Source organism: Vibrio aerogenes (assembly GCF_024346755.1).
GTDB lineage: Bacteria > Pseudomonadota > Gammaproteobacteria > Enterobacterales > Vibrionaceae > Vibrio > Vibrio aerogenes.
Genome location: NZ_AP024861.1, coordinates 3,343,644 through 3,367,042 on the forward strand (window position 1 = coordinate 3,343,644; position 23,399 = coordinate 3,367,042).

Annotated in this window: 15 protein-coding genes; 6 read left to right on the plus strand and 9 right to left on the minus strand. The window is 46.0% G+C overall.

Going from position 1 to position 23,399, the window contains the following annotated elements:
* Nucleotides 1–412: 412 nt before the first annotated feature.
* The 3 genes from recJ to xerD all read right to left on the minus strand — a co-directional run bounded on the left by recJ (nt 413) and on the right by xerD (nt 3,918).
* Complete coding sequence (gene recJ, locus OCV29_RS14745) at nt 413–2,158, minus strand: single-stranded-DNA-specific exonuclease RecJ (protein WP_073602612.1); 1,746 nt, start codon at nt 2,156–2,158, stop codon at nt 413–415.
* A gap of 89 nt (nt 2,159–2,247) precedes the next feature.
* Nucleotides 2,248–2,991 carry a bifunctional protein-disulfide isomerase/oxidoreductase DsbC gene (gene dsbC, locus OCV29_RS14750; protein WP_073602613.1) on the minus strand — a complete coding sequence of 248 codons (744 nt, stop codon included), beginning with the start codon at nt 2,989–2,991 and terminating at the stop codon, nt 2,248–2,250.
* An 18-nt stretch (nt 2,992–3,009) separates the two neighbouring features.
* Nucleotides 3,010–3,918, minus strand: a complete 909-nt coding sequence (gene xerD / locus OCV29_RS14755; RefSeq protein ID WP_073602614.1) for a site-specific tyrosine recombinase XerD — start codon at nt 3,916–3,918, stop codon at nt 3,010–3,012.
* Nucleotides 3,919–4,093: 175 nt separating this feature from the next.
* Between xerD and fldB the strand changes: the two genes are divergently transcribed.
* Nucleotides 4,094–4,612: a flavodoxin FldB gene (fldB, locus tag OCV29_RS14760; RefSeq protein ID WP_261887335.1), complete on the plus strand. Its 519-nt coding sequence runs from the start codon at nt 4,094–4,096 to the stop codon at nt 4,610–4,612.
* 89 nt (nt 4,613–4,701) lie between these two features.
* Here the strand turns inward: fldB and OCV29_RS14765 are convergent, their stop codons facing one another.
* Nucleotides 4,702–5,994 carry a hypothetical protein gene (locus OCV29_RS14765; protein ID WP_073602616.1) on the minus strand — a complete coding sequence of 431 codons (1,293 nt, stop codon included), beginning with the start codon at nt 5,992–5,994 and terminating at the stop codon, nt 4,702–4,704.
* A gap of 340 nt (nt 5,995–6,334) precedes the next feature.
* On the opposite strand from OCV29_RS14765, the gene OCV29_RS14770 reads away from it, so the two are divergent.
* Nucleotides 6,335–7,999, plus strand: a complete 1,665-nt coding sequence (locus OCV29_RS14770; protein ID WP_073602617.1) for a glycoside hydrolase family 32 protein — start codon at nt 6,335–6,337, stop codon at nt 7,997–7,999.
* Between the two features lie 353 nt (nt 8,000–8,352).
* Here the strand turns inward: OCV29_RS14770 and OCV29_RS14775 are convergent, their stop codons facing one another.
* Nucleotides 8,353–8,751, minus strand: a complete 399-nt coding sequence (locus tag OCV29_RS14775) for a hypothetical protein (protein ID WP_073602618.1) — start codon at nt 8,749–8,751, stop codon at nt 8,353–8,355.
* A 321-nt stretch (nt 8,752–9,072) separates the two neighbouring features.
* Here OCV29_RS14775 and OCV29_RS14780 point away from each other — a divergent pair, with 321 nt between their 5' ends.
* The 4 genes from OCV29_RS14780 (at nt 9,073) to OCV29_RS14795 (ending at nt 16,729) form a co-directional block, all read left to right on the plus strand.
* Entirely contained in the window at nt 9,073–10,062 is a 990-nt protein-coding gene (locus OCV29_RS14780) for a sensor domain-containing diguanylate cyclase (RefSeq protein WP_073602701.1), read from the plus strand.
* Nucleotides 10,063–10,256: 194 nt separating this feature from the next.
* Nucleotides 10,257–12,164: a methyl-accepting chemotaxis protein gene (locus tag OCV29_RS14785; RefSeq protein WP_073602619.1), complete on the plus strand. Its 1,908-nt coding sequence runs from the start codon at nt 10,257–10,259 to the stop codon at nt 12,162–12,164.
* Nucleotides 12,165–12,611: 447 nt separating this feature from the next.
* Nucleotides 12,612–14,525, plus strand: coding sequence for a methyl-accepting chemotaxis protein (locus tag OCV29_RS14790; RefSeq protein WP_073602620.1), 1,914 nt, complete (start codon nt 12,612–12,614; stop codon nt 14,523–14,525).
* 296 nt (nt 14,526–14,821) lie between these two features.
* A complete protein-coding gene (locus tag OCV29_RS14795) occupies nt 14,822–16,729 on the plus strand; it encodes a methyl-accepting chemotaxis protein (protein ID WP_073602621.1) in 1,908 nt (635 codons plus the stop codon).
* A 78-nt stretch (nt 16,730–16,807) separates the two neighbouring features.
* On the opposite strand, the gene OCV29_RS14800 is transcribed toward OCV29_RS14795, so the two are convergent.
* The 4 genes from OCV29_RS14800 to alsS all read right to left on the minus strand — a co-directional run bounded on the left by OCV29_RS14800 (nt 16,808) and on the right by alsS (nt 23,365).
* Nucleotides 16,808–17,182 carry a VOC family protein gene (locus OCV29_RS14800; RefSeq protein WP_084193235.1) on the minus strand — a complete coding sequence of 125 codons (375 nt, stop codon included), beginning with the start codon at nt 17,180–17,182 and terminating at the stop codon, nt 16,808–16,810.
* A 221-nt stretch (nt 17,183–17,403) separates the two neighbouring features.
* Nucleotides 17,404–20,382 (minus strand): hypothetical protein, encoded by a 2,979-nt coding sequence (locus tag OCV29_RS14805; protein WP_073602622.1) that lies wholly within the window; start codon nt 20,380–20,382, stop codon nt 17,404–17,406.
* Nucleotides 20,383–20,819: 437 nt separating this feature from the next.
* The gene (locus OCV29_RS14810; protein ID WP_073602623.1) at nt 20,820–21,578 is read right to left on the minus strand and encodes an SDR family NAD(P)-dependent oxidoreductase; all 759 of its coding nucleotides are present in this window, start codon (nt 21,576–21,578) and stop codon (nt 20,820–20,822) included.
* A gap of 74 nt (nt 21,579–21,652) precedes the next feature.
* Nucleotides 21,653–23,365, minus strand: coding sequence for an acetolactate synthase AlsS (alsS, locus tag OCV29_RS14815; protein ID WP_073602624.1), 1,713 nt, complete (start codon nt 23,363–23,365; stop codon nt 21,653–21,655).
* Nucleotides 23,366–23,399: the final 34 nt, after the last annotated feature.

Below are 23,399 nucleotides of genomic sequence, written 5' to 3' on the forward strand. Positions count from 1 at the left end.
TTATTGTTGAGTCAATTGGTAATACCAATTTTCAGGTCGCCGAAGAAATTAACATATTCAAAACTTCTTTGTCCAGATAAAAATTTGACCAGAATCATAGAAGCCGCCTATGATTAACAAGCCGTTAACATTCGGGGCGTGAAATATTAAATCAATGTTAATCACAGGCAAAATGGATGATATGAAAATAAATGTACTTGTTAAATTGCAAAATGGCCGCAATTGAAAGAGAAAACACTATATTTTGTGAGGAAATCAGTTGATATTGATAAAAATGAATTCATTTTTTCTGATATTAAATCAATCAGTTTTTACAAAAATGATACTTATTTGAGAAGAATGTAAGAATAAAAGAAACAGTAAAAAAGAGAGTAAACGAAACATCCTGGCTCATCAACTCTCACGATAATTTTCAGTAACTTCGGGCTTCGATATGATCAATTAATAACTGTAATGATTGATTCCCTCTGAAAACATTGATATCAAGTTTATAAGCAATGTGTACTTTCTTAACCGAAAGATCCGGCCAGCGGCGTAAATCAACATTAAAAGCAATCGCATCAACCATTTGATGGCCCGGCATTCCTTTATACAGAGGCTCCAGCATCAGTTTTAAATGCTTCTCTCCGACCAGTTTTTGACTCAGAACCCTGAATTCACCATCAAATAATGGCTCAGGAAAAGCCTGCCCCCATGGCCCGCCAGACCTGAGTATCTCAGCGGTATACATCGATATTTCTTCAGGCAGTAACTCTCCGTCAGAGAGTAATACGCCTTTCAGTGCAGACTCATCCAGCAGTTCATGCACAATTTCATCAAACCGCGCAGAAAAACGCTCAAAATCGCGCTCCCGAATCGATAATCCGGCAGCCATCGCATGGCCACCAAACTTCAGGATCAAATCCGGAGAACTGGTATCAATTAAATCAAGCGCATCCCGCATGTGTAATCCGGGTACAGAACGACATGAACCTTTCAGAATCCCTTCCCCTGCATCAGCAAACGCAATCACAGGGCGGTGATAAGTATCTTTTATCCGGGAAGCTAAAATACCAATCACCCCCTGATGCCAGTCACGCTGAAACAGGGCAATGCCAAAAGGTAAAGCCGCATTCTCGCCAAGTTTCAAACGCTCACAAAACGCTAATGCTTCTTGCTTCATACCGGATTCGATCTCTTTCCGGGTCTGGTTCAGTCCATCCAGTTCGCTGGCCATCCGGCGGGCAGCATAGATATTGTCGCTCAGCAACAGCTCAACACCGAATGACATATCGTCCAGCCGGCCTGCCGCATTAATTCTCGGCCCCAGAGCGAAGCCAAAATCAGAAGCCACCAATGTCCGGGGATCCCGGTTAGCGACTTCAATTAACGCCTGAATTCCCGGACGGGTCTGACCTGCCCTAATCCGCTGAAGCCCCTGATACACCAGTACCCGGTTGTTGTCATCCAGCGGAACCACATCAGCAACCGTACCAAGCGCGACTAAATCCAGTAAGGTCATTAGCTTGGGTTCAACAAGCCCGGCCTGTACAAACCAGTTCTGCCGCCGCATATGTACGCAAAGTGCCATCATGATATAAAAAGCGACCCCGACACCCGCCAGCGCTTTAGAAGGAAACCCACAGTCAGGCAGATTAGGATTCACAATCGCATCAGCTTCCGGCAAGGTGATGCCAGGTAAGTGGTGATCGGTCACAATAACCTGCAAACCCTGTGTTTTTGCATAACGAACACCTTCCAGAGAAGACACGCCGTTATCCACGGTCATAATGACTTCAGCCCCCATGTCTATCGCCTGAACAACGACTTCAGGGCTTAATCCATACCCATCATCAAACCGGTTGGGCACCAGATAATCAACATTCCTGCAACCCAGCATCCTGAGCGCCAGTACAGATAACGCCGTGCTGGTCGCTCCGTCTGCATCAAAATCTCCGACAATAATAATCCGGCGCTGCTCACGTACTGCCTGATACAGAATCTCAACGGCTCGATCGATGCCTTTGAACAGCTGATAGCTGTGCAAAGCCCGGGCACTTTTTTCCAGCTGGCTGACATCATGGATTCCCCGGCCGACATAAAGACGGCGCAGTATCGAAGGGATGGTTTCCGGTAACAGTGAAATATCAGGTTGAGGTCTTCTTTTTATTTCAATCATATCGTTAAAAGCCCGGTATACACCGGGCCTCTTTTTAAGAAACTAAGCCTGTTAAGAAACCAGGCTTATTAAGAAACTAAACTGCGTGATCAGATAGATTCTAACCGCTTTAGCAATTCTTTGGGAGGAAGATATCCGCCGACCATCACGCCATTAGGTAAAAAGATTGCAGGCGTTCCTTTCACACCCAGCTCTTTACCCAATTCATAATGGTTATTAATCATCGTCTTGCACTGGTCAATGTTTTTGCCTGGTTCAACCTGCTTCCGGTTCATTTTGGCATCTTCCAATGCTTTCTGCGGATCATCTGCACACCAGATCGCAGCCATATGATCAGCGACCGGCCCTTTACCGCCCTGACGAGGGAAAGCCAGATAACGGATCGTAATGCCTAAATCGTTATATTCTTTTAACTGGCTATGTAAGCGAACACAGTAACCACAAGTGATATCTGTAAACACAGTGACAGCATACTTCTCATCTTTCGCTTTGAATTCGATCATCTGATCTTTCAGCGCTTCGATTTTTTTCGCATGAATTGGAGCAAGACGTTTGGCAATCACATCTTCATAGCTGCCATCATCATGCAGTTTAAACAGTGTACCGGCAACAAACAGCTTACCATCTGGTGTTGAGAAAAGCGTGCCATTTGACGTACTGACTTCTAATAAACCATCGATATCCTGAGAAGGTACAACGTTATGTACTTTCAGGCCGATTTTTTCAAAACGTTTGGTAATTTCCTGTTTATCAAACGACACTGACGCGTAAGAAAAAACAGAAAAAAGAGTACAACATAAAATCATTATCTGGGGGATACGTATAACGCGCATCATATTTCACCTTATTATTTAAGCCCTTGGATGGTGCTCACTATGTAATTGTTTCAATCTTTCAGTGGCCACATGAGTATAAATTTGTGTTGTCGATAAGTCACTATGTCCGAGCAACATCTGTACGACTCTTAGATCTGCACCATAGTTCAGTAAATGTGTTGCAAATGCATGTCTTAACACATGGGGTGATAGTTTTTCGGCATCAATCCCGGCAATAATCGCATAATGTTTAATCCTGTGCCAGAAAGTCTGACGGGTCATTTGCTTCGCCCGGCGGCTGGGAAAAACAACATCGGAAGAGTGGTCTCCAAGCAAGACTCCCCGCCCATTTTGCAGAAAAACCTCTATCCACTCTATCGCATTTTCCCCGACCGGCACTAATCTTTCTTTATCGCCTTTCCCCATGACACGGACAACGCCCTGCCGCAAACTAAGATTTTCCATGGTCAGGCTGACAAGTTCTGTGACACGCAGCCCGGTTGCATAAAGTAATTCCAGCATGGCTTTATCCCGCAATTCCAGCGGATCATTGGTATCCGGCGCACTGAGCAATGCTTCAACCTGAGCTTCACTCAAATCTTTTGGTAATCGTTTTGGCAATTTGGGGGCGACTAATAAGGCACTGGGGTCATCCGCACGGAATTTCTCCCGGTATAAATACTGGAACAAACGACGAATCGCAGAGAGCATTCTCGCCCGTGACGTCTGTTTATACATCTGATCGACCAGCCAGGCCTGATACGCCTGTAACTCAGAAACACCAACTGACACCAGCTGGTAGTTCTGTTCTTTCATCCAGCCTAATAACTTCAGCAGGTCATTTCTGTACGAAACCAGTGTATTATCTGAGAGTCCCCGCTCCATCCACATCGCATCTAAAAAATGTTCAACCTGATGCTGATCGTCGGTAAAAGAATCTGACACACTTATATCCCATACTTAATATTTTAACGTGCTTCATTAAATAACACAGAAACACACAGATTACAGATCATTCAACGGTAAAGTTTTTGAAAATTATAGACGCTGTCCAACTTACCTTGAGCCTCTTGATAGATAACGTTAGAATCTGACAAACTTTTAAACACTATATAACCTCATGAAAATTGACCTCTTCTACGGTTCCACAACCTGCTATACCGAAATGACAGCTGAAAAAATCCGGGCAATCCTCGGCGAAGATTTAGTTGATATACATAATGTTAAAGAGACACCCCTCACGGAAATGGAAGCTTATGATTTCCTGATTCTTGGTATTTCCACCTGGGACTTTGGCGAAATTCAGGAAGACTGGCATGCCGTCTGGAATCAAATCCAGCAGTTAAATCTGCACGGAAAATTTATCGCCCTCTACGGGCTGGGTGATCAGCAAGGTTATGGCGAATGGTATCTTGATGCGATGGGATTACTACACGATGAACTGAGCAGTTGTGGGGTAACCTTCCTGGGCTACTGGCCGAATCAGGGCTACGAGTTTGAGTCCTCAAAGGCTCTGACAGAAGATGGCAACCATTTTGTCGGCCTGGCACTAGATGAGGATTCTCAGTATGAACTGACAGATGAAAGGCTGGCAAACTGGTGCGAGCAGATACTGACTGAGTATCGCGACACATTGTAATGGCTGCCAGTTCAATCAGGCGAAAGAAAGTGTCACTTTCGCCTGTTTCGGCCCGTGGTCAAGTCGCCAGATCACCTCAATCAGTATCTTCAGGTCATCCGGGTATATATCCACAACAATGTAAAGCAGAAGCCATACATCAACAGCGCATAACGCCAGTTAAGTTTCAGCAGTGTTCCTGCACTAATCTCATAACGGGACTGTATACTGAGCTGAACGCCGGAAAAAGGTGACAAACTAATCCCCAGCGACCACCCCATCAATAAAGTCAAACCCAGCAGATTTGGATCCGATACCGCGGGCGCCAGGATACTGCCGGCCAACACAACACTGGTTACCGGATGCATGCCTGTCATGGCCAGAACAACCAGAATCAACAGCGTTATCCCTGCTTCAATATAACCAAAATGTGCCGGTGCCAGATGTAGATCCAAAGACGTCAGTACACCAGCAACACCCGCCGCCAAAAGTGCAGCCGCAGCAAACAGCACCACTTCCCCGGCAGAGCCGGCAATGCCCGATTCAATATGCCGAATCATTGTCTGACTCCCGGCCCGGCTGCCGTGATTCAGTAACAGCCACAGCGCAGTGAAAGAGACAGATGTCACCGAAACTAAAGTTAATACACTCAATGATGCAAAGGCCTCATGTGCGAAGATAACCACCAATGCCAGAAAACAAGGCATCCATAATGAGTCCCATGCCATGGGATAACCATGCAGCTCTTTTGCTGATGGCTGCCTGAGAATTTCCCAGGCGCTGACAGCAATTCCGGCCAGACTCACCGGAATACCAAATAAAACCAGTGTACTGAGCTGAGAACCGGGCGCACTCACCAGCGTCAGCCCCATGGCTGCAAAAAACGGTGACCAGAAAGCACAGATACAAAATGCCCGCAGCAGCAATAGCCCCTGGACAGGCGTTATTTGCTCATGTTTGGCCAGCCGGTCTCCGACAATAATCACAGAAGACATATTCAATACAGCACCAAATAAATGCGCACCAAGTAATGTGCGCAGCAATGCCCGTCGCCCTTTCGGCAACATGCCTGGTGCCCGCTGCTCCGCGCCGGTACACAGTTTTAAAAAACCGACAGCAATCAGCATATTAATCACTTTCTGATTGGCTTCCAGTGCAGTCAGTAAATACTGCCCGCTCATACCGTGAATCACACCGAAAATCAGGCACAGACTCCCGATCAACAACAGGGCGACGATCTGTTTTTTTTGATTGGGTTTAACACACGGCAACAACAAAATTGCCGCTAACCAGACAGGAATGCCGGCCCAGAAAGAGCGCAATGGCGTCAGCGCTGAAACAACCGAAAGTACCAGACTCCCAAGTAACAGCCAGCCAGATATTTTCGCAACGTTGGAACTCATGGCAGAAATATATTGAAAGATGAGGAAATGATCTCAACGTATCATATTGAGCACACGGTATAAATCGATAATCGCTTCACAGTTTTTATTTTCGGCAGGGCTCTGTCTCTCCGACAGACTGTTTTTCTGCATTCTGACCCGCTATGATCCCAAACATCAGTGATCGGAACCCGCATAATGCCACTTTCTGCTCACCCAAATAACCCCAGAGCGTGTTTATCTTTCATCGCCTGACCTGTAGTCGCCTGAAAATTGCTCAGTCAAGGCGCGAAAAGTATTCAACCAACAAAAAACATTCAACCAACAAAAAGTATTCAGTTAATACAAACAGAGAGCAGAAATGACACCAGAAGAATTGATTACAGCATGTGGCGGTCAGGATAATCTGTGCCGGGCACTCAAAGTCAACGACACGGTTATTTTAGAGTTAAACGACCCGTCACTGAGAACAGCACCCGCCGCTTCACTTCCGTTTAATGCTGCACTGTCCCAGGTGACCTGGCACCCCGAGACACCACTGACTCCGGATCAATGGCAGTTTTTCGGCCAATTGATAGATGACAGTATCCGCCGTCAACTCTCACAACTGAAGAAAACAGAACCTGCTCAGTTCCGGCCTCAATGGCACATTGCACCGGTTCAGGGCATGCTCAATGATCCAAACGGATTTATCTTTCATCAGGGAAAATACCATCTCTTTCACGGGCTGTATCAATTCTCCGGAAAGCACAAAGATCGCTGCTGGGTTCACTACACCAGTGATGATCTCGTCCACTGGACACCGCAGCCAGTCGCACTGTGTACTGCTGACTGGTTTGACAGCCACGGCGTCTACTCAGGCCATGCCGTCAGTCAGGACAATGAACTGGTGATCATCTACACCGGTAATGTCCGGATTGGAGAACAGCGCGATCGGATGAGTACACAATGTCTGGCAACTTCAACAGATGGTATTCACTTCACCAAACATGGTCCCTTAATTGACGAACTTCCTCCCGGCGTTACCCCGCACTTCAGGGATCCCAAAATTTTCCGTCATCGTGATCACTGGATCATGCTGCTTGGCGCACAGGAAGAAACCGCTGACGGAACCCTCAGGGCGCGTCTGGCTCTTTACCGTTCAGAGAATTTACGGGACTGGCAGTATTGCGGACTTTACGGGGAAACACTGAACAACGGACACTTCGGGTACATGTGGGAATGCCCCGATCTGTTTGAGGCCGACGGGCAGTTACTCTCGATGCTCTGCCCACAGGGGATTGAATCCCACAGCCCTTTTTACACCATTCCTCATCACTGTGGCTATGTGAAAGCGACACTGGATAGTGAAGATCACCTGTCGCTCAGCGACTTCAGACATCTGGATCATGGGTTTGACTTTTATGCGCCGCAAACAACTCAGGCAGCCGATGGCCGGCGGTTATTAATCGGCTGGATGGGCATGCCGGATGAAACCCAACGGCCTTCTGTCCATGAAGGCTGGTTACATCAGCTCACCTGTATCAGGGAACTGACTTATCAAAACAACCAGCTTTATCAGCAGCCAGTCAGGGAACTGTTACAGCTGCGTGGCACTGAACAAATGGTCAGTTTCTCAGGATTATCGACACGGGAAGTAATCCCGATGACATCCAAAAGCTTTGAACTGCAAACTCATTTCAGCTGGCCGCAACAGGGGCAAAAAACATTACGTTTAATGGATAACGGTGAATATTATTGTGATTTGATCCTCGATGCCAAAAACCGGCGTATTGTGCTGGATCGCAGTCATGCTCTGCCTCAGGATGGTGATACATTGCGCGATATTCCCTGGCCGGAGCAGGAAGATGTCAGTATTCAGCTGTTTTCCGATCAATCCTCTTTGGAAATATTTATCAATGGCGGGCGATATGTGATGACATCCTGCATTTTTACTCCGGCGAATGCATGCCGTCTGCAATTACTGAGCAGCCACCCTTGCACCTGGCATGACATACAGTACTGGCATTTAAGTTCGGGAAAATGATACCAAAGTGATACTGAAATCCGCTTCGTCATCACTAAAATAACAGTGTAAGCCGGCTTGATAATGCGCATCACGGCAGGAGAAAAAGCGATGATGTTCAGGGCATCTGTTGTTCAGAACATCTGTTTTTCCTGAAAATATGGTTTCCCTGAAATATAGCGTTTCTGAAAATATAGCTTTTCTGAAAATACAGCGTTTCTGGAAATATAGCTTTCCTGTCCAAATTCGTTTCAAGACGATTGTACGAAGACTCCTGTGATAATCCTGAAAATCTTGAAATGGCCCTTGTTTTTCTGTTTGCAGGGGCTTTTTTTATGTCCGGACCTCTCAGGCTGGCTCATTTACCAGCAAATTTACCAGCAAAAGTTCAAAAACCAGAAATCAGTAGTTTCATCACGGATAAAATGTGCATGTTGATCCAGATAAATATCCAGGCGACACACATCGGGCAGATAAGCTTGTCCGGTATGTCCTATGATATCCATCCGCCCGATACTGTCTTGGTGACGGGTATATGACCAATGGATGACTGCACTCAGATCTTTTGAGAAAATCGTTTCTACCAGAGGCCGCTTAATCACCATCATCCCGGCTCCTTGAGACAGCAGAATTTTATCTTCACTCTGATCATAATTGCTTAATACAACTTCGATCGGAAAAGCGGGATTGTCATAATGGATGTATAAACGCTTGGGAAAGAAAAAAGCGATGGCGATGAGCAGAATCAACAGAAAGACCAGAAAATTAACCATCCTTCCCCGTGATATTCTCACAGGTTTCCGGTGCGCGTTGTCGATGGTTAATTGTCCTGAATAAATAGCAGAGTTTGATGTGGATTGGAAAAGCATGGCTGATGATCTCGCTATGAAATACATATTAACTCTCAAATGAGATTTTTAATATTTTATGCTTTTATCAGCCTGAATTCGACAGGTAATAGCAACAGTATGTATATCTTGGGAAATATCGTCAGGAAAACCAGCCCGGTATTAACAGAACACCACGATACCCAGCCTCTAAAATATCAGTTCTATGCTATTTTTAAGATGTGTTCAATTCATAACCCATTTTCTATGCTCAAACCTAAACGACCAGAAAACGAACAAAACAGACTCACCGCCCTGCGTCACCTGAATGTGTTGGACACGCCCCCGGAAGAAAGATTTGATCGGATAACACGGCTGGCCAGACGGCTTTTTGACGTTCCGATCGCACTGGTGAGCCTGGTTGACGAAAACCGTCAATGGTTTAAATCATGTTTTGGCCTTGATGCACAAGAAACCTCCCGGGATATTTCTTTTTGTGGCCACACAATTCTGGAAAATCAACCATTTATCGTCCCTGATGCATCTAAAGATCTCCGCTTTGCCGACAATCCACTGGTCACCGGAGCCCCGCATATACGCTTTTATGCCGGTGTCCCCCTTCATTATCAGGGCTGTGCCGATGAAATCTGTCATCTCGGCACACTGTGCATTATTGATCAAACCCCCAAATATATGTCTGAAGCTGAACTTGCAGATTTAATTGATCTGGCGCGGCTTGCAGAGCGTGAACTTTCAGCCTCCCACATCGCCAGTATTGATGAACTCACTCATATTCAGAACCGGCGCGGCTTTATTTCACTGGCTCAGAAAGCATCATCCTTCTGTCAAAGAGAAAATAAACCTTACTCGCTTGCTTACATCGATTTAAATCAGTTTAAACCCATCAATGATCAGTTTGGCCATGCCGAAGGTGATAAAGCACTGCAAATGTTCGCCCAACTCATGCAGGAAAGCTTCAGGGAATCTGATGTCATCGCCCGGATGGGTGGTGATGAATTTGTCGTTTTGATGCCAGGCATCGATGAACACAATGCACAGATAGCAATCAACAGGTTCAGGACGCTGGTGAATCAATACAATCAGGATGCCGGCAATGGCTACGATATCATTTTCTGTGAAGGGTTGATTTCTGTCTCTCCCGGACACCATCAAACGATCGAAGCACTCCTGTGTGAAGCAGATAAGCTGATGTATCAAAACAAAAACATCAAGTCATCCGGCACAAAACCAGAATAAAGATCGGTTGATCTTCCATGTCATATCCATCATTGAACCCCACATCGGTGAACGCTTTGATTTCATTCGTCCCGTATTAAAAATCACAATGTCGATCCAAGTCATCAAAATAAATGACCATTTCGTTAGTTATCGGCTAGTTTTAATAAAAGACAGACATCAATTGAAGCGGGAATAGATCAAGGGGGCATTCAATGTTGAATCTGGGCTTTAAAACAACATTATTATTATCGGTGATTGCCATTGTAACGCTGACTGTTGGTTCATCGAATTACCTCTCATATCTCCGCGCAAGTGAGATTCTGCACGACTCGATTTATGAAGGTATCGAACAGCGGGTCAGTCTTGAAGGTCAGGCGGTGTCTGATTTCATTGGCTCCAAAACCAGTGCCGTCGTCAATCTGGCCAATGATTACCGGACATACCGGTATACGGACCAGCACGCAGAACGAATGCGGGTGGGAGCAATTTCAGCACTGATACCCACGTTAACGGTTGGGTTTGCAAACGGGGATGCCTATGCTTCCTATGAAAACAATATCTGGGTAAACGGTAAAAACCCCGACAGCTATGACCCGCGTAAACGGGGATGGTATCAGGATGCAATGCGCTCATCCGGCCCGATATTTACTGCGCCATACAATGATGCAACCACCGGAGAATTAATGGTCAGTATCGGTCAGCATGCCGGTGACGGAACCGTAATTCTTGCCGATATCCCTTTAACCGTCTTGTCTGAAACGGTCTCTCATATCAAAATTAACGGCGCTGTCGCCTTAATCATGACCGATGATTCAACAGTACTTGCCAGCACCTCTCCTGTGGTTAAAACCGGAGAAAAACTCACTGATTTTCCTGCACTGGTTCAGGTCGCACGGGGCGTGAAAAATCATGAGAATAAAATTATTGATTATAGTCTGAACAATGTTGATAAAGTCATGTTCTCCAAGAAAATTAAATACGGGAATAAAGACTGGTACATGCTGATAGGTATCGATAATGATGTGGTCTTCAGCCAGCTCTATGAGATGAGAACCAAATCGCTGATTCTGACGGTGATATATGTCGTTCTCAGTATTGTCGTCACGCTGCTGGTACTCAACTTCCTCTATCGCCCGATACTGGCGCTCAAAAAGACGGTCACCGGACTCAGTGAAGGCAATGGTGATTTAACCCAGCGCCTGGATGTGAAAACCAGTGATGACTTAGGACAAATTGCCGGTGGCATCAATAAGTTCATCGCCAGCCTGCAAAATATGATGCTCGATATTCAGGCATCTACCCTGACCCTGAAAGACAATATTGGCAAGCTCAAACTTCAGTCAGAAGATAATGCTTCAATTTTAAATCACCATGTTCAGGAAACTGAACAGATTGTGACGGCCATTGAAGAGATGAGTGCAACCGCTGATTCTGTGGCCCAGAATGCCGGTGACGCCGCTCAGTACACCAAAGAAGCTGCTGACATAGGAAGTAACGCACTGACAATTGTGGATGAAGCAAAATCCAGAGTCACCAATCTGGTCGATGACGTCGACACAACCGCCAACAGCCTGCAAGCCATGAGTGATGAAACCAAGGATATCAGTACCGTGCTGAATGTCATCGGTGATATTGCAGAACAAACCAATTTGCTGGCTTTAAATGCAGCCATTGAAGCGGCACGGGCCGGTGAACAGGGACGCGGGTTTGCAGTGGTCGCCGATGAAGTCCGGGCATTAGCCAGCCGGACCCAATCCAGTACCGAGGAAATAGAACAGGCTCTGAGTCGCCTGCTTTCACGCAACAGTCAGGTCGTCGAAGCAATGAACGGCACCAAATCAGCCTGTCAGGAAACTTCAGAGACCACAGAGCAAGTCAGTCACAGTATCAATTCATTAACTGAGCAGGTTTCCGGCATTACCGAGCTCACCATCCAGATTGCCACGGCAGCGGAAGAACAGAGCAGTGTGTCTCAGGAAATCAGCCGCAATATGACGGCTATCAATGATATCGTGACACAACTGAATAAAAACGGAGAAGAAAGTCTTCACCAAACAGAAAACATTAACGATGTGAATACCAGTCTGGCAGGAATCGTCGGACAATTTAAACTGCAGTAAAATAAAATACTGGATAGCTATTCATTTCAGGATAGTTATTCATTTCAGGATAGTCATTCATCTCAGGATAGTCATCTTCATTGATGGCTATCCTGACGTCCCCCGACCCAATCCAAAGTAAACATACAAGCGGTATACAAATTCACCCAACAAATAGATCTAAAGGCATATCACTACAGCTAAATATACAAATAAGGTGATATAAACCACACGATATACATCAACACACAACCCCCATCTTTAAATAAAACAAAAAGTTACAAACTTAATCATAATCATAGAAAATTATTTTCATAAAAAACATTTCTAAAATCTATTCCATAACAACATTCAAATATGTTATACCAACACTCACGGCGATAAATGAATATTTATTGCTCAATATTAATTTTATATGACAAATTAAATGAATAAACATCATTTAAAAATGAGTGAAAGAGGTTATTAATGGTGGGTTTTGGTTTTAAGAAAACACTTCTGTTTTCGATCATTGCAATCGTGGCAATTACGCTGGGTTCATCCAGCTTCCTGTCTTACCACGAAGCCAGTGATATTTTCAGAGCATCGATTTATGCCGATATGGAAGAACGGGTTAATATTGAAGCTCAGAAAATTACAGATTTCTTTCAAATGAAAGCAGAAACTGTTTCCAGAGTCGCAGATGACTACCGCCATCATCAATATACCGATGAACATATCGAACGCATGCGGGTTGCCGCTGCGGCATCAGGTATTCCGGAGCTCAAAGTCGGGCTTGCCAATGGCGATGCATACGTTTCTTACTCTGATGACGTTTGGGTCGACGGTAAAAAACCTTCTGGCTATGATCCCCGTAAAAGAGGCTGGTATCAGGATGCACTGAAATCGTCCGGCACAATTTTCACTGCCCCTTACCGTGATATCACAACCGGTGAACTGATCATCAGTATCGGTAAACATGCAGGCCATGGCACCGTCATTCTGGGTAACATTCCCCTGAGTGTTTTATCCGAAGCTGTTTCAGAAATTCACTTAAAAGGTATCGTGGCATTAATTATCGCTGATGACTCAACAATTCTGGCCAGCAGCTCCGCGGTCGCCAAAACGGAAACAAAACTGTCGTCTTATCCGGATCTGGCAGATATTGCCCGGAAAGTCGTCACACAGCAGGTGGAACATGGTGAATATGACTACACCTTAAACGGTGTCAACAAAGTGATGTTTGCCCGGAAAATCAACTATGGTGACAAAAGCTGGTACATGATGATTGGCCTCAATAAAGACGTTGTCTTTAAGAAGCTTAATGACATGAAATATAAAGCTTTAATTCTGGCCAGTCTTTATATCGCACTGAGTATCATCGTAACGCTGCTGGTCCTGAATTATCTCTATCGCCCGATTCTGGCACTGAAAAAGACCATAACCGGTTTATCTCAGGGCAATGGTGATCTGACCCAACGTCTCGAAGTGCAATCAAACGATGACCTCGGCCAGATTGCTGATGGAGTCAATCAGTTTATTGCCAGCCTGCAAAACATGATGCTGGACATTCAAGCTTCAACCCTCAGTCTGAAAGACAACATCTCCAGCCTGAAAACACAATCTGATGATAATGCCACCATACTGAACCAGCATGTGCAGGAAACCGAGCAGGTTGTCACCGCGATTGAGGAGATGAATGCAACAGCGGATTCTGTCGCTCAGCACGCCGGTGATGCAGCACAACTGACCAAAGAAGCGGAAACGATTGGCAACAACGCGCTAACGGTGATGGATGAGGGTAAAAATAAAGTCGTCAGTCTGGTCGATGAAGTCGGCACCACGGCCAACATTCTTCAGCTGATGAGTGAAGAAACCAAAGAGATCAACGCAGTTCTGACTGTGATTGGCGACATTGCCGAACAAACAAATTTACTGGCTCTGAATGCTGCCATTGAAGCCGCCAGAGCTGGTGAACAAGGACGGGGATTTGCTGTCGTCGCCGATGAGGTGCGGGCACTGGCCAGCCGCACGCAGTCAAGCACCGAAGAAATTGAACAGGCACTGAATCAGCTGCTTTCAAGAAACACAGAGGTTGTTAACTCAATGAATGCCACCAAATCGACGTGCCAGCAAACCTCTGACACCACAGAGCGGGTGAGTCAGAGCATCACTTCACTGACCGATCAGGTCACCGGGATTACTGAGTTGAGCATTCAAATTGCAACCGCTGCGGAAGAGCAAAGCAGCGTCTCTCAGGAGATCAGCCGGAATATGAGTACGATTAACAGCATGGTGAACCAGCTCAATGAGAATGGTGAAGCAACAGCACTGCAAACCGGGAACATTACCCGGGTGAATAACGACCTGATAGCCATCATCAATCAGTTTAAACTTCAGTAACAACAGATTATCTGGCTGAAAACATTTGTGGCGGGACGATTTCACTGCCGCCACAAATTGCACAAAAATAAGCAAAACACCCTCGATAAATGTAAATAAACTGTTATATATCAGTGACTAACCAATGTAACAGACAATAAAAAATCCATATTCTTGAGACACAAGACTAATAATTTGGATTAAAACAAAAAAACAAATGACTAAATCGTCATTTAACTTCAAGATTTACCGGTATATATACCCATATATGGGTATACACATATTTTGTTATGCCGAATCGTAAGCAAAGGAGTTTTATGATGAATTTCGGTTTCAAAAAAACACTCTTACTCTCCATTATTACCATAGTGACCGTAACTGTAGGTTCATCAAATTATCTGTCCTATCTTCGTGCCAGCGATATTTTCAGCACCTCCATCTACAACGGCATGGAAGAGCGGGTGTCTCTGGAAGCCCAAAAAGTAGCCGGTTATATCAAAACCAAAACAGATTCAGTGGCGAATATTGCCAGTGACTACCAGGCACACCAATATAGCAGCGATCACGCAGAGCGCATGCGGGTTGCCGCATTATCGGCTCATATTCCGGCACTGACTGTCGGCTTTGCCAACGGTGATGCGTATGCATCGTTCTCCAACAGCAATTGGGTTGACGGTAAAAACCCACCAGATTATGACCCCCGGAAACGAGGCTGGTATCAGGATGCGATGCAAACAACCCGTGCTATCTTCACACAGCCCTATCATGATGCAACAAGCGGAGAACTGATGGTCAGTATCGGCAAACAAGCCAGTCATGGCACGGTTATTCTGGCTGATATACCACTGACGATCTTATCTGATACCGTGGCTCAAATTCAGCTCGATGGCGTTGTAGCCCTGATTATTACTGAGGACTCCACCATACTTGCCAGCACATCTCAGGCGGTGAAAGTCGGCGATAAACTGATACATAATCAGGATCTTTCTAATATGGTTCACCGACTGACAGCCAGTGATCATGCCATTGTTGACTACACACTGGATCAGGTCGAAAAAGTCATGTTTTCCCGGAAGATAAAATACGGCGATAAAAACTGGTACATGCTGATCGGTCTGGATAAAGATGTGATTTTCAGTAAGTTAAATGAGATGAAATACAAAGCCATGGCACTGACAGCGATTTATGTGGTGCTCAGTATTATCATTACGCTTTTGGTGCTGAATTTCCTCTATCGTCCGATTCTGGCACTGAAAACCACGATTATCGGCCTTTCGCAGGGAGATGGCGATTTAACCCAGCGTCTTGAAGTGAAAACCAACGATGATTTGGGCCAGATGGCCGACGGTGTCAACAAATTTATTGCCAGTCTGCAAACCATGATGTTAGACATACAAGCATCCACACTCACGCTGAAAGACAATATTTCCCGGCTGAAACATCAGTCAGAAGACAATGCCTCCATTCTGAATCAGCACATGCATGAAACGGAACAGGTTGTCACCGCAATTGAAGAAATGAGCGCTACAGCAGATTCTGTTGCACAAAATGCAGGAGAAGCGGCTCAGTTCACCAAAGAAGCAGCAACGATCGGCAGCAATGCTCTGATGGTCATGGATGAAGGAAAAGCCAAAGTCATCAGCCTGGTAGATGAAGTCGATACCACAGCAAGCAGCTTACTGGCGATGAGTGAAGAAACAAAAGGCATCAATGAGATTCTGAATGTCATTGGCGGCATTGCCGAACAAACCAACCTGTTGGCACTCAACGCAGCCATTGAAGCAGCAAGGGCCGGAGAACAGGGACGCGGCTTTGCCGTAGTTGCTGATGAAGTCCGGGCACTGGCCAGCCGGACCCAGGCCAGTACCGAAGAAATTGAGCAGGCGCTGACGCATTTGCAATCAAGAAACGCCCAGGTTGTCGACGCAATGAACGCAACCAAAGTCACCTGTCAGGAAACCTCTGAAAGTACAGAAGAAGTCAGCCATAGCATTACTGCTTTAACCGGTCAGGTTTCCGGTATCACTGAGCTCAGCATGCAAATTGCGACAGCAGCTGAAGAACAAAGCAGTGTGTCTCAGGAAATCAGCCGCAATATGAATGCAATCAATGATATGGTGACACAACTGAATCAGAATGGTGAAGACACAGTCCAACAAACAGATAATATCGATCAGGTTAACGCCGGACTCATCAATATTCTCAATCAGTTCAAACTGAAATAACCCCGTATCTTCACAATAAAAAATCCCTCATAAAAAATGAGGGATTTTTTCGTCACTGCGCAGGCAAATACCAGTCAATCATGGTGTTATCGCTTTATGACAGACCGCTTCAATATTATGTCCATCCGGGTCAATCACAAAAGCACCATAATAATTTGCATGATAATGCTCCCGGATCCCCGGCGGACCATTATCTTTCGCGCCGGCAGAAATTGCAGCCTGATAGAAACGGTCGACGTCTTCACGGGAGTCCGCAAGAAACGCAATATGCATTGGGTGTTGCACCATTTCACCGGTACCAATCCAAAACTCCGCTTTATTCTCTTTTCCGAAACCAGCCCAGCCGTACACTTCCTTCACCAGCTCAATGCCTAATGGTGCCAGTGATTTGAGGTAAAATGCTTTACTCTTGCCGAAATCAGAAACCCCCATACCGATATGATCAATCATCATGATGTCACCCCCGTTTTATATTCAGCGATACACAATAAAAATCATCACATAAAGCACTGTATATTCATACAGATAAAGAATCAAGAGAACGATGCAATGAAATCAGCCAGAAAACAGAGAAAGATATGAGGAAAACAGAGAAAGATATGAGATAGCAGCATAAAAAAGTTCAGGGGCTCGCATACCCCTGAACAAAAGATGAAGAAGGATCCAGAATATAATTATTGTTGAACCAGTGTCAGCACGACTTCACCACTGTAAGTTCCCGCTTCAATGTCAGTCGCTTCCCCATTGACTGTCATTTGCACGGTATAACCCACAGGCGCTTGTATGGTCGCGCTGTCAGCCAGTGTCAGTTTGCCCAGATAAGAATCATGCTGAATCAGCCATGATGATGAAGCATCAAATGAAGCACTGATTCCCCAGTTAGCCGTTGCACCATAATAGTTACCATTCAGGCTGGAATCATCACCATTGCCATCGGTATAAGACAGGGATTCAACGTTCCACAAGCCGTTAGAACCATCCGCAAACGAGCCGGTAAACATCGTACTGTTAAATGTCACACTCATTGCTGAAGAACGCGCTGACGAACGACCTTCCACAGCACGGGTCACATCCCCTTCATTCCAGACCACACCAGACACTCTGGACTGGTTGAACGTAATCACAGGACTGGAACCCGCCTCAGAAGAAACCAGATAACGGTAATCTTTCCGGTTCAGGTTCTCAGCTTTACACTGATTCAGCTCAAGATTGATGCCTGATGCTTCAAATTCGAAAACAGAGCTCGTCAATCCGCCATAACTGCTGCCCACAGTCAGATAAGGCACATCAGAAAAGTCGGTGCTGCCGGTATATTGGCCTGCAGAGTAATTGTAATACGTGTTGTCCAGCACACTACTGCGCAGAGGTGTATTGGCAGTATAATGGCGTCCGGCAAGCTGACTCAGCGTCTGCAGTAATGTGCTCTGCGCATCGGCAGTCACATCATAATGGTCACACAGCTGGCCGAGAGTCATCTCCGGATCACTCATCATATAATGCATCAGTTCAGCACCACCACTGGCAGTCTCCCATGCCGCAACCGCTTTGGCTGCTGTCTCTCCGGTCACATAACCAAATGAGTTATTGCTGGCCTGAAACGACACCTTGGTAAACGTTGAGGTTGATGAACTGTTAATTCCTCCCCGGTTTCGAAAGCCTATCTGACCGGATATCTGGCTGTTCTTCATGCTGAATGTCCCACCGGAAGCAGAAACGACACCGGCATCCATCCGGGAGACAAACGATGAATTTTCTGCGGTGATGATACCGCCACCGATCACGTAAGCACCGGCAGAACGGTTCCCGTAAACCCGGGTGTGGAAGTTCTTCACTTCAACCACGCCATTGCCGAAGTCATTTGCCAGCGCCGACGCCTGTCCGACCGCATAACTACCGTAGATACCGGTAATCGCATTGACATCTTCCAGATACGCATACCCGCCGTACACAACATCAGCCGCATGGTTATTCCAGCCCTGCAGGTTCATATCTGCGTTGTACAGTTTGACAGAAGAAGTATCAAACGGTGCAGAACCGGTTTCTGTGTCGGTTCCTGATGCACCGGCAATAATCCCGTTGGCACCATCGCCGGTTGCGCTTAACGTACTTCTTGGTCCGGTCAGACTTCCGACTGTAATTGCCCCCCCATTGGTCGCATACAGCAGCGCATTCATGCCCCATTCCATCACAATTTCATTGTTATAGGTGCTCAGACCGCTTTCATAAGACATTTTGGCCCAGTTACCGACAGAAGTAGAGTTTGCATGCAGCTCATCGACTGTCACCGAACCATAGTTTGTCGCCCACAACACACTGCGCTCTTCATTGATTGCCGCTTCCAGCGGCTCGCCATCTTTATCTGTATCAGCAAAGAGGACTGTTTTTGTCACCGCATCACTTTCACCATCCGCTTTCACCACGGCATTGGCAAACGACAAATAAACCGGATTCAGGATATTCCGCGCACTCAATCCGTTCAGGTTATCATTGTCACTGACAATGGAAGTCGAGTTATAAGCATAAGAGATCGTATAAGGTGAGTAATAAAGCGTATCAATATCACCATCAGAATCCGTATCCCGCCAGGTCACATATTTATAGTAACCACTGCCGGTTGAAGGGAATAATCCGCTGGTGCTGTCCGCTGAGACAGACTCTCCGGTTTTCACATCGTACGCCACGGCTGCGTCATCCACGGTCACCGGATTTCCGTTGAGATAATATCCGGCAGCAAACTGCAGTTTACTTTTAACCTCGCTGTAAGATGAATCAGCGGCAATTGCGGTATTTAACGTCTCAGCATCTGCTGCTGTCAGAGAACGGAATGTTTTACTTAACTCATCTTCAGTGACGGTGCTTTCAAATCCGGAATAAATTTCAACAACCTGCGCCTCTGCAACATAATCGGCACCACTGAAGGTGACCGAACTGCCATCGACCGCGACATCATCACTCTCGTGGCTGGCACTTTCTGCAATTGCAGTAATCGCAGAAGTCGTCAGTTCATAGCCGGAAGGAGTGGTGACATTGAGATAATTCCCCCCTGCAATGGCCGCCGCAGTTGAGTTGGTGAGCGTGACAGATATCGCTTCACTGCCTGTTGTCACCACGGATTTTCCCCCGGCGGAGGTCTGTGTTGTTGAGGAAGGAAGGTAAAGCGCCGCATTCCCGCTGCTTTGAAATGCAGCATCATCAATGACAACATCCGGATTCGCAAAAGAAATAATCGCGGCGGTATTCAAATCATAAAATGCCCAGTCTGAAACATCAGTCACGGTATCAGGCACATAAACCGCAGCAATTTCACTGTGGTGACCAAACGCCTGAGAAGCAAGTTTCGTCACCGGCGCACCACCTAACACACTGGGAACTATCACAACACTATCGGATTTTCCCGCATAGTAAGTCAGAGTACTTGTCACTGTTTTGGTATCACCGGATGTTGTGGTAATGACATCAAATGACCAGTTACCTTCTGTCGCAGACACCTGGGTCGTTGTGCTGGTTTCTTCGCCACCCGGAGGTGCTCCCGGTGGGGTGCCCTGAGAAGTATCATCTGTTGAATCTGTTGTCGCCGAATAAGCAGGTAATCCGGCAAAAAGAACACCTAAAAGTAAAACCCGGCAAGGGTTTAACCGAAAAGTTGGTTTCATAGTACGCTCCACTGTGAGTGCTTTTCATGCTGTCCGGCGTAGCGTTAAACCGGTATGGCATTGTCTACAACGCGATTATATTTTTATGTAACCCCATGATATGAATAATAAAAATATCAATACGTAAACAAAAAACTGATGAAAAGCTGATTTTATAAAACTGATAGCACACTATCACAGCAGGGATGACCACCATAGATTTCAACGGGTAAATGAAAGTAAACGAGTGTCAAGTAGCGTAAATAGACAATAAATCAGGATATTTTCCGGGGTGTAAGTTCCATTTCAAAGCAAGCTCCATTTCAAACACGCTCTAGTCATTTTTCCGGGTATATAACAAATGAAAAAAGAGACGAGAGGTCCACAGAGTACCACTCGTCTCAGGCAGGTATATCAAATTGTTTTTTTATACTTCAAATTGACTGGATCATACGCGATCAGACAATCTTGGGTTGTCCGTCAGAGGTTGTTGCCCCTCCGTCTACCGGTAAATTCACCCCGGTGAGGAAAGAGGCATCATCACTGACTAAAAAAGTCACAACCGACGCGACTTCTTCCGGCTCAGCCGCCCGGCCAAGGGCAATTCTTTCATTAAACTTATCACGAACTTCCTGAGGCCAGCCATTGGTCATATTGGTTTTCACCAGGCTCGGACACACAGCATTAATCCGCACACCAGCTTCACCATGATCTAATGCCATTGCCCGTGTCAGGTTCACAACCGCTCCCTTGGCAGCGCAATAGAATGCCGCTCCCCAGTCACCGCCAAGTCCGGAAACCGAAGCCGTATTCACAATACAGCCCTTGGTTTTCAGCAGTTCCGGCAGAGCAAATTTTGAACAATACACCACACCGTCAATGTCAACACCGGAAATTTTCTTCCAGTCTTCAACACTGGTTTCCAGCACAGAGCCCGGTATATGAACGCCCGCATTATTCACCAGAATATCCAGCTGACCAAAGCGATTCACTCCCTCAGCCACCATCGTTTCGACCTGTTGTGGATCGGAAACATCGACCTTCAGTGTCATCACTCTTTGTACATCAAACTGCTGTGCCGTTTGTGCCAGTTGTTCCTGATTCCAGTCCACTAAAATCAGTTTTGCACCCTCGGTATACAATCTGCGGGCAATTGCAGCACCAATCCCGTTTGCAGCACCTGTCACAAGTGCTGTTTTACCCTCAATACCTTTCATTTGCTACTCCTCGTAACGTCATTTCTCTTTGATTAATATGAATAATCTCAATAAAACGACGTACAGAATACGCCTTAACTGAATACAGAATCAAGGGTTCCGACTTTTCTTGGTGCCATTAATTTATGGTTATCTTTATAATCAACTGGTATCGCAACGACAACCGGACCTTCGGTTTCCATCGCTTCCCTCAGAACCGGCATCAACATGGAAGGCTCAGTAACAGCCATCCCTTTCGCACCGAATGAATCGGCATAAGCTTTAAAATCAATTGGTCCAAAATCAACACAGGCGTGACGCTGATATTTTTTCAGTTCCTGGATCGCCACCATGTTGTAGCCGTTATCCACCCAGATAATATGTACAATATTGCTTTTCAGGCGGACTGCAGTTTCAAGTTCCATACTGGATTGCATGAATCCGCCATCACCGGAAACTGAAATCACTTTCTGACCAGGATTCAATAAACTTGCACCAATCCCCCAGGGCAGTGCAACCCCCATGGTTTGCTGTCCATTTGAAATCAGCATCTGACGCGCCCGGAAGCAACTCAGATAGCGGGCGATCCAGATATGGAAACTTCCCATATCAAGACACAGGGTTGTATCCGGCGTAATCACAGCCTGCATCGCTTTAAGCACTTCCAGAGGATGGAATCCATCCAGATAAGATTTAGACGAGTAATGAGTGATAATCTCACGCTGTTGTGCAACTTCACTCAAAATAGTACTGGCGGTCAATGAAAGCTGGCTTTTATCGCTCAGTCTTTCTGTCATCATATCCAGTGTTTTTGCGATGTGACCAATCACTTCAACACAAGGCTGATAGCAGCGGTCAAAGTCGGCAGCCATCACATCCAGATGAACCACCGGTGTATGTTGCTGATTCCACAGCTCCGGATCATACTCAATCGGGCTGTAACCAATGGTCAGAACTAAATCAGCATCTGCCAGCAACAGGTCACCGGGCTGATTATTGAATAATCCGATCCGTCCACCAAAACGGTGGTAATAACTGATATCAACTGCACCAGCTGCCTGATAAGTGCCAACAACCGGTAGCTGGGTTTTTTCAAGAAAACGACCAATGGCTGATGCATTTTCCGGACGGCTGGCCTGCAATCCAAGTAAAACCACACACCGTTTCGCTTTGCTGATTTCTTTCACCGCATCAAGAATTGCATCCTGATCCGCTGCCCCCTGCACGGGCTGGTGATTGGGCACAATCATGTCATTCGAGGTCATATCACCCAAAACATCCTGTGGCAGGCTGACGAAAGAAGACCCGGCTCTGCCATATTCCGCCGCCCGGAAAGCATTTGCCATGACTTCACCCGCAGCATCTACATGCTGAATTTCAGCGCTGTACTTCGTGACCGGACGAAAAATATTGACGGTATCCATACTCTGGTGAGTCAGTTTTTCTTTATCTGCCCGTTTCACGGCACCACCAATTGCAACCAGCGGATCACCTTCCGATGTCGCCGTTGCCAGACCAGAAAGTAAATTGCCGCATCCCGGTCCTGAAGTCACCATTGTCACACCGGCTTTTCCGGTTAAACGACCGACGACACCAGCCATAAATGCGCCATTAGCTTCGTGACGCACCGGGATCATTTGAATATTGGTATCCTCAATCGCATCGAACAGCCGGTCAATTTTTGCACCGGGAATACCAAAAATGAATTTTGTGCCTTGTTGCTCCAGTTGACGTGCAATTAACTGAGCGCCGTTGATGGATGCTTCAGGCTGAGTTTCATGCATTTTATGTACAGTTGATGATTTCATAGCGGCAACCTCGTTGATTATCTTCAATATTTTG

Bases quoted from the DNA above. Each gene is read 5' to 3' on its own strand.
- recJ (WP_073602612.1), bottom strand. From the start codon at position 2,158: ATGATTGAAATAAAAAGAAGACCTCAACCTGATATTTCACTGTTACCG.
- dsbC (WP_073602613.1), bottom strand. From the start codon at position 2,991: ATGCGCGTTATACGTATCCCCCAGATAATGATTTTATGTTGTACTCTT.
- fldB (WP_261887335.1), top strand. From the start codon at position 4,094: ATGAAAATTGACCTCTTCTACGGTTCCACAACCTGCTATACCGAAATG.
- OCV29_RS14765 (WP_073602616.1), bottom strand. From the start codon at position 5,994: ATGAGTTCCAACGTTGCGAAAATATCTGGCTGGCTGTTACTTGGGAGT.
- OCV29_RS14770 (WP_073602617.1), top strand. From the start codon at position 6,335: ATGACACCAGAAGAATTGATTACAGCATGTGGCGGTCAGGATAATCTG.
- OCV29_RS14775 (WP_073602618.1), bottom strand. From the start codon at position 8,751: ATGGTTAATTTTCTGGTCTTTCTGTTGATTCTGCTCATCGCCATCGCT.
- OCV29_RS14780 (WP_073602701.1), top strand. From the start codon at position 9,073: ATGCTCAAACCTAAACGACCAGAAAACGAACAAAACAGACTCACCGCC.
- OCV29_RS14785 (WP_073602619.1), top strand. From the start codon at position 10,257: ATGTTGAATCTGGGCTTTAAAACAACATTATTATTATCGGTGATTGCC.
- OCV29_RS14790 (WP_073602620.1), top strand. From the start codon at position 12,612: ATGGTGGGTTTTGGTTTTAAGAAAACACTTCTGTTTTCGATCATTGCA.
- OCV29_RS14795 (WP_073602621.1), top strand. From the start codon at position 14,822: ATGATGAATTTCGGTTTCAAAAAAACACTCTTACTCTCCATTATTACC.
- OCV29_RS14800 (WP_084193235.1), bottom strand. From the start codon at position 17,182: ATGATGATTGATCATATCGGTATGGGGGTTTCTGATTTCGGCAAGAGT.
- OCV29_RS14805 (WP_073602622.1), bottom strand. From the start codon at position 20,382: ATGAAACCAACTTTTCGGTTAAACCCTTGCCGGGTTTTACTTTTAGGT.
- OCV29_RS14810 (WP_073602623.1), bottom strand. From the start codon at position 21,578: ATGAAAGGTATTGAGGGTAAAACAGCACTTGTGACAGGTGCTGCAAAC.
- alsS (WP_073602624.1), bottom strand. From the start codon at position 23,365: ATGAAATCATCAACTGTACATAAAATGCATGAAACTCAGCCTGAAGCA.